Origin of the sequence: Providencia sp. PROV156 (assembly GCF_028480905.1) — a bacterium.
GTDB classification, from domain to species: Bacteria; Pseudomonadota; Gammaproteobacteria; order Enterobacterales; family Enterobacteriaceae; genus Providencia; species Providencia hangzhouensis.
Window position 1 is genome coordinate 129,851 of record NZ_JAMPPE010000005.1, and the last position, 14,647, is coordinate 144,497.

At 41.2% G+C, this 14,647-nt stretch carries 12 protein-coding genes; 8 read left to right on the plus strand and 4 right to left on the minus strand.

Annotation, left to right across the window (positions count from 1 at the left end; genetic code table 11):
* Positions 1–207: 207 nt before the first annotated feature.
* Genes PSF31_RS05205 through PSF31_RS05220 form a run of 4 tightly spaced genes read left to right on the plus strand, consistent with a single transcriptional unit; the run spans position 208 to position 3,872 of the window.
* The gene (locus PSF31_RS05205; protein WP_094961600.1) at positions 208–1,176 is read left to right on the plus strand and encodes a siderophore ABC transporter substrate-binding protein; all 969 of its coding nucleotides are present in this window, start codon (positions 208–210) and stop codon (positions 1,174–1,176) included.
* 3 nt (positions 1,177–1,179) lie between these two features.
* The gene (locus PSF31_RS05210; RefSeq protein WP_004259272.1) at positions 1,180–2,142 is read left to right on the plus strand and encodes an ABC transporter permease; all 963 of its coding nucleotides are present in this window, start codon (positions 1,180–1,182) and stop codon (positions 2,140–2,142) included.
* A complete protein-coding gene (locus PSF31_RS05215; protein WP_096864460.1) occupies positions 2,129–3,112 on the plus strand; it encodes an iron chelate uptake ABC transporter family permease subunit in 984 nt (327 codons plus the stop codon). Before PSF31_RS05210 ends, PSF31_RS05215 begins: the two co-directional genes overlap by 14 nt.
* A 1-nt stretch (position 3,113) precedes the next feature.
* The gene (locus tag PSF31_RS05220) at positions 3,114–3,872 is read left to right on the plus strand and encodes an iron ABC transporter ATP-binding protein (protein WP_004259268.1); all 759 of its coding nucleotides are present in this window, start codon (positions 3,114–3,116) and stop codon (positions 3,870–3,872) included.
* A 306-nt stretch (positions 3,873–4,178) separates the two neighbouring features.
* Here PSF31_RS05220 and PSF31_RS05225 read toward each other — a convergent pair whose 3' ends face one another.
* The 4 genes from PSF31_RS05225 to PSF31_RS05240 all read right to left on the minus strand — a co-directional run bounded on the left by PSF31_RS05225 (position 4,179) and on the right by PSF31_RS05240 (position 9,507).
* On the minus strand, positions 4,179–5,642 hold the full coding sequence (locus PSF31_RS05225; protein ID WP_164560875.1) for a hypothetical protein: 1,464 nt from the start codon (positions 5,640–5,642) through the stop codon (positions 4,179–4,181).
* A 241-nt stretch (positions 5,643–5,883) separates the two neighbouring features.
* Positions 5,884–6,384, minus strand: coding sequence for a RidA family protein (locus PSF31_RS05230; protein WP_004259262.1), 501 nt, complete (start codon positions 6,382–6,384; stop codon positions 5,884–5,886).
* A 123-nt stretch (positions 6,385–6,507) separates the two neighbouring features.
* Positions 6,508–7,926: an NAD(P)/FAD-dependent oxidoreductase gene (locus PSF31_RS05235; RefSeq protein WP_096864461.1), complete on the minus strand. Its 1,419-nt coding sequence runs from the start codon at positions 7,924–7,926 to the stop codon at positions 6,508–6,510.
* A 918-nt stretch (positions 7,927–8,844) separates the two neighbouring features.
* On the minus strand, positions 8,845–9,507 hold the full coding sequence (locus tag PSF31_RS05240; RefSeq protein WP_094961597.1) for a DUF1028 domain-containing protein: 663 nt from the start codon (positions 9,505–9,507) through the stop codon (positions 8,845–8,847).
* Positions 9,508–9,670: 163 nt separating this feature from the next.
* On the opposite strand from PSF31_RS05240, the gene PSF31_RS05245 reads away from it, so the two are divergent.
* The 4 genes from PSF31_RS05245 to PSF31_RS05260 are packed head-to-tail and all read left to right on the plus strand — an operon-like array spanning position 9,671 to position 14,636.
* Entirely contained in the window at positions 9,671–11,230 is a 1,560-nt protein-coding gene (locus PSF31_RS05245) for an ABC transporter substrate-binding protein (RefSeq protein WP_096864462.1), read from the plus strand.
* A gap of 51 nt (positions 11,231–11,281) precedes the next feature.
* Positions 11,282–12,229 (plus strand): ABC transporter permease, encoded by a 948-nt coding sequence (locus PSF31_RS05250; protein ID WP_096864463.1) that lies wholly within the window; start codon positions 11,282–11,284, stop codon positions 12,227–12,229.
* The gene (locus PSF31_RS05255) at positions 12,226–13,833 is read left to right on the plus strand and encodes a dipeptide/oligopeptide/nickel ABC transporter permease/ATP-binding protein (RefSeq protein WP_272683179.1); all 1,608 of its coding nucleotides are present in this window, start codon (positions 12,226–12,228) and stop codon (positions 13,831–13,833) included. The genes PSF31_RS05250 and PSF31_RS05255 overlap by 4 nt, the downstream gene beginning before the upstream one ends.
* Positions 13,833–14,636, plus strand: a complete 804-nt coding sequence (locus PSF31_RS05260) for an ABC transporter ATP-binding protein (RefSeq protein WP_096864465.1) — start codon at positions 13,833–13,835, stop codon at positions 14,634–14,636. The genes PSF31_RS05255 and PSF31_RS05260 overlap by 1 nt, the downstream gene beginning before the upstream one ends.
* Positions 14,637–14,647: the final 11 nt, after the last annotated feature.

Below are 14,647 nucleotides of genomic sequence, written 5' to 3' on the forward strand. Positions count from 1 at the left end.
CGTTTTTTTATCTCGCTCTTGCCTTTTAACACTTTAAAATTCATAGATTCAACAAATTAAATTGATGTTTTTGTGCGTTGCAACAACTTTTTAGTGAATGCAAATGCAAACTAATATCATTTGCGCTTATTTGCGTGTAATATACGCTACATTGTGGATCACCAAATTTTATCATCAGTACTTTTATCGATGGACGGAGGAAATTAGATGTTTGCAAAATCATTAGTTTCGGGTATTGCGTTGTTATCTGCGTTAGTGTTAGCTGGTTGTGATAACGCAAAAGACACGACAGAAACAGCTCAAGTCGCAGAAAAACAAACTATCACAATAGAACATGCCCAAGGCAAAACTGAAATTCCTCGTCATCCGCAAAAAGTCATGGTGATGAACATGGAAACATTGGACATCATGGATGCACTCGGGGCTCCAGTTGCCGGTGTTCCACAAACCAACGTTCACTTCCCTGAATTCTTAACTAAATACAGTGGTTCTGAATACATCAATGGCGGGACATTATTTGAACCTGCTTATGAAGCCTTAAGTAATGCTAAGCCTGACCTGATTTTAGGTGGTAGCCGTGCTCGTGATGCCTATGACAAACTCAGCGGTGTTGCACCAACTATTTCATTAGATATTGATAACAAAAACTTTATTGGTAGCTTAACTGAACGTACTAATGAACTTGGCGCGCTATTCGGTAAAGAAGAACAAGCCAAAAAACTGATTTCTGACTTCAATACTAAAATTGAAGGTATCAAAGCTAAAGCGCCGACTGCGGGTAAAGCGATGGTAATCTTAGTTAGTGGCGGTAAAATTTCTGCGTATGGACCAGGTTCTCGTTTCGGTTTTATCTTTGATGTATTAGGTTTTGAACCTGCTTATGTATTTGAAGAAAACACGGGTCGCCACGGTAATATCGTTAATGCAGAATTACTGGTGAAATTAAACCCAGACTGGTTATTTGTTATCGACCGTGACAGCGCAATTGGCAAAACGGATGCACAGCCTGCTGCGGAAGTATTAGATAACGCATTAGTTAGAAAAACCGCTGCATGGGAAAAAGGCCAAATTACTTACCTTGACCCAACAGCAGTATATATTGCCGGTGGGATCCAAACTTATTCTCAGTTAATGGACGATATCAATACAGCATTAGAGAAGAGCCAAGCAAAATAACCGATGAAAACGCTTTATCTTTTTTGTGGAATTGTCGCGTTATTGGTTTTAGCGGTATTAAGCTTGTTTATTGGAGCGGGTGACGTGTCACCCGTTTCGCTTTTCACCGACCCAGAGATGCAAGACATCTTTTTTATTAGCCGAATTCCCCGAACCGTCTCCTTGATTTTAGCTGGTAGCGCCATGAGTGTTGCTGGGCTAATCATGCAATTATTAACACAAAACCGTTTTGTTGAACCTTCCCTCGCAGGAACAACCCAGTCAGCCAGTTTAGGCTTATTGGTCGTCATGGTGCTTTTCCCAGCAGCAAGTATTATGACTAAAATGGTGGTGGCCAGCGGTTTTGCACTTCTTGGCACCATGTTGTTTATGGTGCTATTACGTCGTGTGATTTTAAAATCTGCCCTGATAGTTCCACTGGTGGGGATTATGTTAGGGGCAGTTATTAGCGCATTGACCATTTTTACCGCTTATTACTTCGACTTACTACAATCTCTTGGTGCATGGATGAGCGGTGACTTTTCTAGCATCATTCAAGGCCGATATGAACTTTTGTGGTTAGTGGGAATATTAACATTAATTGCTTGCTGGATTGCCGATAGCTTTACGGTGGCTGGTATGGGACGTGAGTTTTCAATTAATGTTGGCCTAAATTATCGCAAAGTGATGACCATTGGTTTATCGATTATCGCTTTAATCAGTGGCGTCGTGGTCGTGGTGGTCGGGGCATTACCTTTCCTAGGCTTAATTATTCCAAATCTCGTGAGCTTAGTGATGGGCGATAACATACGTAAAACCATCCCATGGATTTGTATTGCTGGTGGTGGCTTAGTTTTACTGTGTGACATTATTGGGCGCTTAATTCGCTATCCATTTGAAATCCCAGCAAGTGTGATTTTAGGTGTCGTTGGCGCGGTGATTTTTTTATATTTATTGTTGAAGCAACAACGTTATGCAAAAAGTTAATTCATCAATAGCGTTACCTAAAAAAGGGGTAACGCCGTTGCAAAGAATATGGATACTACTGGCACTATCGCTGCTATCCATTGTGCTTTATATGACGGTCAATTTGGGTAGCAATCTTGCTTATATTTTGCCGCATCGAGGCTATATTGTTCTCACCATGGTTGTGGTAGCTTTCTCGGCTGGGGTTTCAACAGTTCTCTTTCAAACGATTGCTAATAATAAGATATTAACCCCATCTATCATGGGATTAGAAGCATTGTTTGTATTATTACAAACCATTTTTATCTTCTATAGTGAGAGCTTTCCATCCTCTTGGTTATTGAATATTGGTAAGTTTCTATTAGAGTCCACACTACTTGTACTGTTCTCTGTTCTGCTCTACCGCTGGTTATTTGTGTCAGTTAAAATGAATATCAACCTAGTATTGATGGTGGGTATCATTCTTGGCACATTATTTCGTAGCGTAGCGACATTGCTGCAGCGCCTAATGGACCCTAATGAATTTTCCATTTTACAAAGCCGGATGTTTGCCACCTTCACAAAGGGAACACCTGAGCTAATTCTATTCACATTAATGATCACGGCAGTCGTAGGTGTCCTATTGTGGCGCATGCGTTATTGTTTTGATGTTATCGCGTTAGGGCAAGCCAATGCGGTGAATCTAGGGATTAATTATCGCCAGCAAGTCACTGTCATTTTGTTGCTTATCTCAATATTAGTTGCAGTTTCTACAGCATTAGTTGGGCCTTTAACATTCTTAGGTTTGATGGTCGCGAATTTAGCTTATTTAGTGGCTGGCAGTAGCCAACACCGCTATTTGCTACCCGTTTCCTTTCTACTTGGTGTCATTGCGTTGATTGGTGGGCAGTTGATTCTAGAATATGGCTTAAATATGGCTGGGACATTATCAGTTGTTATCGAATTTGTCGGCGGTATTTTCTTTATTTATATGGTGTTAAGAAGGTTTTAGTATGATTGAAATTAGTCAGATATCGAAAAGTTATCAGGATACTAAAGTCTTAGATAACGTAACAACAACAATTAAAAATAGCGGTATTACCTCAATCATCGGGCCTAATGGTGCAGGTAAATCAACACTGTTGTCGATAATTGGGCGCTTGTTACAGCCTGATCACGGTGGTTACGTCAAAGTGAATGATTTAGACGTATCGACAACACCGAGTGATAAATTAGCGAAATGTTTGTCAGTTTTACGCCAAGAAAATCAATTTGCCAGCCGTTTAACAGTCGAGGAATTGGTTGGTTTTGGGCGTTACCCATACACTAAAGGCCGTTTAACCATTGACGATAAAAAGAAAATTGATGAGTCACTCTCTTTTCTAAATTTGTCAGATTTACGTCACCGTTATTTAGATGAATTATCGGGTGGCCAACGCCAACGGGCTTATGTCGCAATGGTTTTATGTCAAGATACAGAATATGTTTTACTTGATGAGCCATTGAATAACCTGGATATGAAACATGCGGTGATCATGATGAAACTGCTGCGTAAAGCGGCAGATGAGCTAGGCAAAACCATTATCTTAGTAATCCACGATATAAATTTCGCTTCCGTTTATTCGGACTATATTGTCGCTCTGAGAAACGGCCGCCTGTCTTATCACGGTAAGCCAGAAGAGATCATGAAATCTGACATTATTGAGGATATTTTTGATACTCCGGTTGATATTAAACGGGTGGATGATCAGTATATTGCTCTCTACTACTAAATTTTCGTCATCCTTCGAGCTGTAGCGGTGTTGGCTACGCTCAGCTACTCGGGTCACATACTTTTGTATGCTCCCCGAGATATCTTCTCTTGCCGCCTTGCTACAGTTCGAATGATTTAGAAAATTAAATGGTTATCATCCTTCGAGCTGTAGCGGTGTTGGCTACGTTCAGCTACTCCGGGTCACATACTTTTGTATGCTCCCCGAGATATCTTCTCTTGCCGCCTTGCTACAGCTCGAATGATTTAGAAAATTATAGTGAATTAGAATATTTTTCTTGGGAAGAAAATAGAAAAAACAAAACATCTACGGTGAAATTTCAATGTCTTCATCGGTTGTCAGTAAATCTAGTGATTGCAACACTTCTAAGCGTTTTATCCCATCGGCATTAACCACTAAACGCGCCAGCTCATTGTAGGTTTTTTTGTTAATTGTGACACGGCGGCAAAGGTAAATATGGTAGACCTTTTCACCAATGATTGCAGGTTCATCATCATTTACAGTGAGTTCTTCATAGCTAATATCGATATATTTTAGAAAATCTGAAATATTAAAGCGTGTGATATCAGCAATTGATGATTGGTTTTTTTCAAACACCGAATGGCGGTTATGAAGCAATACATCTTTGCGGTAATACAGGATATCTTCCATACGTTGGACATTAACTAAATTAACCCAATGGGATTTTTGTCGCATTTCACGGATATCAGGGGAGAGCATGTTTTCACTGATGAAGCGAAAAGACTCTTTGCATAGCCCGACAGGGGCCTTAACACCTTCACGATAAATACGTAGCTGTCTATCCGGGATCCACTTTTGGAAAACGCGATAGAGTTGCTCACGACCGATTTCTTTCAGCCTATCTTTGAAAATATAGCCAATAACCATAGCTAAAAATAAATTTGCACTCAATGCGCCATATTTTCCTTGCCAAAGAAAGGCGATTAACGTGGCAAAAATCATTGAGATTGCTGCAGCGATACCATAAATGGAGTGCAATAATAATGGCAACCCACGTTTATGGCGGATCTCTAAGTAAAGGTAGCGATTGATGTATTTTTTCAATAAATTGCGACGATATGTCACTAATTCGGCATCAGTTTCATCACTGGGAAAACAATCAGGGTATTGTTTCTTTAGGTAACGCATTTCTTGATACCAAAAATGACGGATTTCTTCACGTAACGGTATTTGCTTCTCAGCTAATAAATCACGCAAATAATTCATGGTGTAGTAGGTCATAAATTCGTCGCAATAAGAAAATGCATTTGAGCGAATGCTTTCTTCAATTTTTCCCGCCAGTGGCGCTAACGCCCGATAAACCCCGAGGCATTTCGCCATGTTCGCCATAAACTCGGTTAAGTATTCATCTGTTTGTCGTTGGGCGTTTTGGCTTATCATTTTGACATTAATTCGTACCGTGCGCTTAAAGGTTAAAGCATAGCGTTTTAACTTGTTCTCATACTCGTCCAATGAGGGTGGGTTTAATGGGTCACATTGTTCTAACCAGCGTTTTAAGTCATCTAATTCGCCATTTTCTTCTGGTAAAGCTGAAAGCTTAACCGTGGGTGGGCTTAAGCGGATATAGTTTTTGAGGCTACGTTGAAGGCTTGATGGCGTGTATAGATCAGGGTTGACTTGCAATGATGATGGAAGAAAGAAAAAACTTTCGACCTGATAGCGGATCTCTTTTGATTTACGAGGCAATAGAACTTTTTGTTTGATTTCAAACTGTTTTTTACCGTGGATCTTGAGAGACTCTTTAATCATATATTGCCTTATTTGATGCGATGACTCATTTTTACCCTAATGATTGCAGTGCTAATGATTGCAGTGCTAATGATTGCAGCATAGCACGTTTATTTATTGAAGAACTTTAAGCAATAGCATACAGGAAGCAATAATGACAGTCTGTGAGGGAATGTTGAAAGATGTGGCAATTAAGAAGTGTTATTATAACGAGGCACATTACTATGCCTCATTATCGTTTAGCTATTCGTTATTGAATAACTTATTTTTTTGCAGCAGGGCGTACCGCCGTCACTTCGATTTCTACTCTCCAAGCTGGGTTAGCCAGTTTAGCGACTTGGAAGGTAGAACGAGCTGGCAGATTAGTAATTTTCTCAGACTCATAGAACTTATTGTAACCAGCCATGAAGCCAGCGAAGTCCATAGTACCTTGAGTTTCTTCACCACCAACTAAAAATACTTGCATTTTAACAACGTCATTCATTGTCAAACCCATACCTTCGAGGTTAGCTTGGATTTGTTTTAATACGTTGATTGTTTGTGCTTCGGTATTACCATAAGACTCTAAAACGCCTTCTTTAGCGTCTGCAGAGATTTTAGAAGGGACTTTTCCGCTTAGGAAAATGAGGTTGCCCGCATTGATTTCTACTGATTCAGAGATAGGGAATCCTTTCACTGGAACGCGTTTAACATCATCAGCTGCATTCGCACTTGCTACACCTAAAATCAAAGGCAGAGAAAGCAATAAAGTTTTATAGCGCATGTAAACTCCTTAACATTATCAAAGTAAATAGGATCTATTAATTTTATCAAAAATTAAACTTTCATTTAACTTTAAACTATTCGCTAATAGATCCACAGTAAAAATCGTTATTTTCCCCGTTTTTTAGTTAAAACGAGAAAGTTTATACGGCGTAGGGTCGATAAATGGTGTTTCACCCATTAACAATTCTGCCGTTAATCGACCAGATGCAGGGCTTTCTGTCATACCCCAGCCTGTAGCGGTGTTGATGACCAGACCTGGATACTGCTCGATGGTTGAAATAATTGGAATTTCATCATCCGTTGGTGCAACAGTACCACCCCAACGCTCAACCACTTTAGACTCTTTAAATACTGGGAACTCTTTTCTCAGTCTTTCTAGAACGCCATCTAAGTGTTCATTGTTTGGTGTATTTGTTGCCGTACGGAACTCTTCGAATGGTGTCTTCTCGTCTAAATTCCAAGATGTTGCCATCATGAAGGAGTTGAATAAGTCTTTACCAAGAGAGAATTCTAATGGTAATTCACCGCCACCTAATACATGTAGGAATCTTGGGCCTAACAGGAAGCTGTCTTTAACAATAGAGCTGGTAAAGATACGTGGTGCAACAGCATAAGTCCCATCAGCTTGTTCACGGAAGTGAATACCGTTAGGTAAGTGTACGTTACCTTTTGGTGCACCTGGTACGCCAGTAATACGCTGTTGTGACAGATAAACGTTTAGTGTTGGAACGTCAATACCTAAGTTACCCATGAACAGACGCGACCAAATACCCCCCGTCAGAACAACACGAGACGTTTTGATTGCACCTTTTTCAGTGACAACATCAGAAATTTTGCCGCCTGCAGTTTCAATACCACGTACTGCACAATTAGTGTAGATGCGAATACCGATTGATTTAGCGTAGTTTGCCATCGTTGGCGTAACAACTTCTGGGTCAAGGCTACCAGAGTCTTCTTCAAAACCACCAATTTTCCATGGGGTTTGCGCATCAACCAGACGATTAGCCAGTTCAGTACCTTCAATCATACGGGTACGTAAAGGCGTATCGAAACCTGGGTTTTCAGATGCAGACTTAATCCACGCTCTTGAAATTTCTAAATCTTCTTCGCTTGAAGGCACTTCAACGCGGCCTTGAACACGGTAGCTGGTATCAGCACCGATTTTTTCGTTCATACCGAGCCATTGAATTTTCCCATAGTGGTGTAAAGGGAAAATAGCTGGAGAGGTTTTGTAGCTGATGATTTGGCTATATGCACGGCCTGATTGCTCACCGCCCACAACACCTTTTTCACAGATAATAACATTAAGACCTTTCTCTGCAAGGTTAATTGCGGTCATGATCCCTTGAAGGCCAGCACCGATGATGACTGCATCCGCAGACTCTGGTAATTTGCCTTCTGTACCAGCAACAGCGGGTACGCGTGATTTAGTCGATTCAAAACGACCTTCACGATTGATCATAGGAACAACCGCAGCACCTCCTGCTAGAACACCAGCAGCACCAACCCCTAATAATAGCTTTCTTCTCGAGATTTTCATCTATAACCTCAATAACAATCTTGTTTTTTATATAGTAAATAATTTCAAATTGAGATAATGATCTTATCATATATTTTGTAATTGTTAAGTGGCGGTAGCATTTGTTAATAAAGGTCATTGAAATGAAATGCGACGTAAATTGATCTACTCAGTGCTGTAAAGGCTTTGTAGGTGATTACTTTATTTTAGAGATATAAGAATTAATATTTTTTTAATGTTAATGTCATTAAAAGTGTACAGGTGTAAATATGAAAATTTAGCTTAAAGGCAATAATTGATGAGGGAGTCAAAGAGGGAGATTAATATTTCACCATAGATGAAAATTCTGAATATCCCTTAAGTTCTAAAATTGGGAAATTAATATATAAATGAGTTTTAAATGTACTTTTTGAGCTATTTTTGTTCATTTGATTATTAATCATCCATTTGTTAAGGCTTGCAGTATTTAAACGTATTTAATATTGATTGGTTAGGTTGCATAAATATTGTCCACTAGGTTAGCTGGGGAGTTGGTATATAACAAGTTGATAATAAATGTTATTTTGTTTCTGTGGTGAAGTGTCTAAACAAAAATAAATAACCTAGTCTTTATTAAGGTTAATTATCGTAATCATTTATGAGATAGAATTAGATAAATTTAAAGCAATAGATGTTTTTCATTATTTTTAATGTTGTTAAAAATAACCACTTATTTTCTGATGGCAACGAATAGTAAAAAGTAATAGGACGTATGACAAGAGCGAATAATTAAGATTAAGTAATGAATGATAAATTGAATAATAAGCTAAACTGGCTTTAATGATAAAAAATACAGAGTTATTCATGCAGTTAATAATATTTTCATAAATAGTTACTTTTACTTCAGGTACACATCATTCAGTTATTTTACTTTATTAGTCGATATGCACCATGATAGCTTCACTTATTAGCGATATATTCATTTCCTGTGGGGATTTGCGCGAAAAAATTAGCATAATCCTCGGAGCGAACCTGTTGAAGGATGGTTTCAAGCGCTGATAGCGGTGCTTCTGACCAATCGCAGCGAATATCAATGTCTGCGTATTGCCGGTCATTCCATACTTTTAATGCAGCGGAGCGGATGCCTCGATAATCACCACCTTCATCGGCACCGGCTTGCATGGCAATGAGTAATCGATCAGCCAGATCTTGGTCAGCATTTTTATAATAGCTTTGATAAATAGCGCTTAGAACCTGTTCACCTACTAACATATTTCCAGCAATGGCTAAGTTGGGTTCCGATAGACTTCCACACCAAGGTAAGCAATATTGACCTGTCCAATCAGCTGTATCACCATAGTTATCCATAATAATTAATTGTCGCCGTTCACAGTCAATATCTTCCTTAACCAGATGATCTAAGCTTTTATTCGCATTATGGCCTTGCTGCAAATATTCAATACCTGTTAAGCCAGCAATGGGGTTGGTCATTGCTTGAGTTGCGATTGCCCCCGTTTGGCTTTTGCCATGTAAGACCAATGCACCAACCGCAGGACCACCCGTTGCCGTCGCTGCACCTATTTTTCCTGTCAATGGGCAGCGCGCCACAATTGAAAATGTCATTTTACACCTCATAAATTAGACCTTGATCAAATTTATCATTATAAATTCTTGCTTGAAATATAATTTATCATCATAAATAAAGAAAAAGATAAAATTATTAACAAAATTGACACAAATCACACTTCACAATCATATAGCAATGTCAGCACTCAGGGGGAAGCAAATGAAAATGCGTTTATGTAGGTGGATAGCCAGTTTTTGGCTTTTATGCTTTATTTCGCTACCGACATTGGCGGTGAACCATCCTGATGTCTTATTATTAGGGCAAGTTGCTGAGCCGCAGTCATTAGACCCACAAGTGGCAACCGCTGCGAATGATTCCCGAATTTTGGTTAACTTGTACGAAGGGTTAGTTCGCAATGCGGACGGTACATTAACGCTTGAACCTGCTTTAGCCCAATCATGGTCTGTTAGTGATGATGGCCTGACATATACTTTCCATTTACGCGAGAATATAAAATTTCACGATGGTAGCCCATTCAATGCGGATGCAGTTAAATTCACATTTGAGCGAATGTTGGATAACCAGCACCCGTACTACCATACAGGGCCATTCCCATTATCATTTTTCTTTTCTGCAATAGACAAGATAGAAACTCCAGATGATAAAACGGTGGTGTTTGCCTTAAAAGAACCGTTTGCCCCGTTTTTATCGAACTTAGCGACACCAGCAGGGCTGATTGTTTCACCCACAGCAGTAAAGAAATATGACAAAGACTTTAGCCGGCACCCCAGCGGAACAGGTCCCTTCAAGTTTGATGAGTGGACCGCAAACCAAAGGGTGGTCGTATCCGCTAATGAAGACTATTGGGATGGTAAACCCAGTTTAAAACATGTTGTTTTTCGGCCTATCACTGACGCCAATACTCGGGTAGCCGAAATGTTATCGGGGGGAATTGATGCCATGGTGGAAGTCCCTGCTGATAACGTCCCATTATTTGTTAATGACAACCGCTTTCATGTTTATGAAGCCGTAGGGCCTCGTGTTTGGTACGCCATGCTCAATGCGTCTCAGCCACCGTTTGATGATGTGCGTGTGAGGCAAGCCGTTAACTATGCGGTAAATAAAGACAATATTGTGAAATACATTCTTCAGGACTCTGCGGGGGTAGCACAAGGGCCCATCCCATCGGCATTTGATTGGGCATTTGATGCAGAAACCAAGGCTTATCCTTATGACCCTGAAAAAGCACGCCAATTAATAGCAGAAGCAGGGGCTCAAGGGCAAAAAGTTATTTTTCATGTCACGGAAGGGGGCTCAGGGATGCTAGACCCGATCCCCATGGCGACAGCCATTCAAGCAGACCTGAAAGCGGTTGGGCTATCTGTCGAAATTCAAACCTTTGAATGGAATACTTACCTATCAAAGGTCAATGCAGGTCTAAAACAAGCGCATATGGCCGAAATGGCGTGGATGACGAATGACCCAGATACTTTACCCTTTTTAACCTTACATAGCGCTTCTTGGCCGGATAAAGGCGGGTTCAATTCTGGTTATTACAGTAACAAGCAGCTCGATAGGTTATTAGACAAAGCTCGAGTCATCAATAATCTCGAGGAGCGCGCCCAGTTATATCGGCAAGTACAAAAAATTGTTCATCAAGATGCCCCTTGGTTATTTGTGGCGAATTGGAAGCAAAATGCGGTCGCTAATGAGCATGTTAAACATTTCAAATTGCAGCCTAACTTTAACTTATTACTTAAAGACGTTCGTAAAGATTGATTAATGTGAATTAAATATTCAATTAATCTTTTGATTTTATGGGGAAAAACTATGTGGTTATACTGTTTGAAACGCATTTTAGCGACCATACCCATACTGATTGGTTTGACGTTAATTGTCTTTTTTATCATGGCAATGATCCCTGGAGACCCTGCTCAAGCGCTGCTTGGCCCTTGGGCGACTCCTGAAAATGTGGCTAGAGTAAAAACAGAGCTTGGGTTGGATAAGCCGTTATATCAGCAATATTTTATTTGGATGCATAATTTAATTTCGGGTGACTTTGGCCGTTCATTTGTTCTTAACCGGCCTGTCGTTGATGAAGTTTTAGAGCGATTTTCTGCCACATTAATTTTGGGCGGAAGTGCGTTGTTACTGAGTTCAGTTTTAGGGTTACTGGCCGGAGTCCTTTCCGCCATTCGCCAATTCAGTTGGAGTGACCGATTTATTACACTTGCTGTTTTATTGGGTATCTCAATGCCATCTTTTTGGATCGGCTTATTGATGATTATGCTTTTTTCTGTTCAATTACAATGGGTTCCGGCATCAGGAATGTACGATATTTGGCAAGGCGGTGGCCTGAGCGATTTACTGCATCACCTTGTTTTGCCCGCAGTGACGCTTTCATTAGTCGCGACAGGGGTGATAGCGCGCCTGACGCGTACAGCAATGTTAGAAGTATTGCGGCTTGATTTTATTCGCACCGCAAGAGCAAAAGGTTTGAGCGAGCGCAAAGTGATTTTTCGCCATGCATTTCGCATGGCACTGGTTTCCGTTATCCCAGTCATTGGTATCCAAGCGGGCTTTGTTTTTGGTGGTGCGGTGTACATTGAAACCGTTTTTCAGTGGCCGGGGCTAGGTGCCATGCTAGTGAAAGCCGTGGCAACCCGTGACTTGTTTTTAGTTCAAGGGGGCGTATTGATTGCAGCAGCGTCCTATGTCTTTATCAATTTACTTGCTGATGTTGTGCAAGCCATGTTAGACCCGAGGTTGAAATCATGAGCCAGTCTGTGACCCCTGTTATTCAGCATCGTCATCGCCAATCGATTGGCTCATTATTACTGGCGAACCGTTTAGCAACTTTGGGCTTATTTACGTTATCTATCATTATGCTCTTGGCATTTTTAGCACCTTGGCTCCCCCTTGCTAATCCTGATGAAACGGATTTAGTTAATCGGCTACTTCCCGCTTTTTCATCTGGCCATTTATTAGGTACTGACCATTTAGGGCGAGATATTTTGTCTCGATTGCTGTGGGGAACACGAGTATCTCTATTGGTTGGTATTTCCGCAACGCTAATTGCGGCAATATTCGGCACCCTGATTGGCTTGGTAGCTGGGTATGTAGGCCATCGTACTGATACATTATTGATGCGTTGTATTGATATGCTAATGGCATTTCCATACATTTTATTAGCCTTAGCGATTGTAGCGGTACTTGGGCCAGGGCTACTCAATGCGTTGTATGCTATCGCATTAGTGAATATTCCCTTTTTTGCTAGGAATATTCGTGGGTTAACGGTGGGTTTACGTGATAGAGATTTTATTCAAGCTGCAAGGTTGTCAGGTAAAAACCACCTACAAGTCCTATTAACGGAAGTGTTACCGAATGTCTTGCCAATCATTGTGGTTACCATGTCAACGACCATTGGCTGGATGATCTTAGAGACGGCAGGCTTGTCATTTTTAGGGCTAGGTACTCAACCACCGAATGCAGATTTAGGTTCAATGCTAGGGCAAGGGCGCGCACAAATGTTTGTTGCTCCTCATGTGGCATTGGTACCTGGTATTATGATCTTTCTTATTGTGATCAGTTTTACCGTTGGTGCGGGGGAATGTTTAGGGCTAATTGGAGAAAGCGGTTCGGGTAAGAGTGTTACGGCTTTATCGGTAATGGGGTTGCTTGCATCGCCTCCTGCGTTGGTTACCGCTGGTGGTATTTATGTAGAACATGAAGAAATGTTGTCATTACCGTTATCCGTTATGCAACGCCGTCGCGGTGCGAAGGTATCTTATATTTTCCAAGACCCACTGACGACACTCCATCCGCAATTTACCATTGGTGTGCAATTGCGTGAGGCCATTACCGCTCACCAATCGTTGTCATTCTATGAGGCGAAAAATAAAGCCATTGAATTATTGGATAGCGTTGGGATCCCAGATGCGCAGGAGCGTTTTGATGCCTACCCCCATGAGCTTTCGGGCGGGCAGCGCCAGCGTGTAGGGATAGCGATGGCATTGGCTAATGACCCTGTGTTGATTATTGCCGACGAGCCGACCACCGCATTAGATGTTACGGTGCAGGCGCGTATTTTAGAGTTACTCAACCAACTACGCCGTGAACGTGGTGTTGCACTCTTATTTATTACCCATGATTTCGCGGTTATTAACCAAATTTGCGACCGTGTTGCCGTCATGCAGCAAGGTGAGATAGTTGAAACAGGGGAGACACAAACGGTATTACGCCAGCCTCAGCATCCTTATACACAACGCCTGATCGCCAGTGTCCCTAAATTAGGGGAAGGGCGTGGATTTTTAAAACAAGTCCAACAACTTTATGGTCATCAGCCCAATGGTAATGATTTAACATCGGCACAGGAGGTTTAATGAAAAAAGTGATTGAAGTTAATCAGTTGGTGAAAACCTTTGGGCAGCCAAGAAGCCTATTTCACCCTCGTGGACGCCAAGTTCACGCACTAAAAAATATTTCATTATCGCTCTATGAAGGTGAAACCCTTGCTGTTGTAGGGGAGAGTGGCTCTGGAAAAAGTACCTTAGCGCGTATTTTAGTTGGGTTGGAGCGTGAAACCTCGGGGGAAATCACGGTATTAGGGCAAACTCGTGACGAATGGCTGCAACATGGTTCACGTGCATTTGGGCAAGCCATTCAGTACGTTTTTCAAGACCCGGTTGCATCTTTGAACCCCCGTAAAACGATAGGCGAGACATTAACGGTTCCATTGAAATACTTAAAGCACATGAACACATCACAAAGAGCGAAGCGTTTGGCGGAATTACTCGAAGCCGTCAATATGCCAATCGACGCTTTAGCTTGCTATCCTCATGAGTTTTCAGGAGGGCAGGCACAGCGGTTAGCGATTGCGAGAGCATTAGCTGCGGATGCACGAATATTGGTACTTGATGAACCCGTTAGTGCGCTGGATGTTTCGGTACAAGCGCAAGTTTTATTGTTATTAGAACAACTTAAACAACAGTTTTCATTGTCGTATTTATTTATTAGCCATGATTTGGCGGTAGTGGAGTCGATTGCAGATAGAGTTGCCGTACTCTATTTAGGGGATTTGCTAGAATGTCGAGATACCCGCAGCTTATTTGCCGCACCGGAGCATGAATATACACGAAATTTATTGGCAAGTGCCCCACGAATTCGTGTTGATTCAGTCGATTAGAAACTTATTTA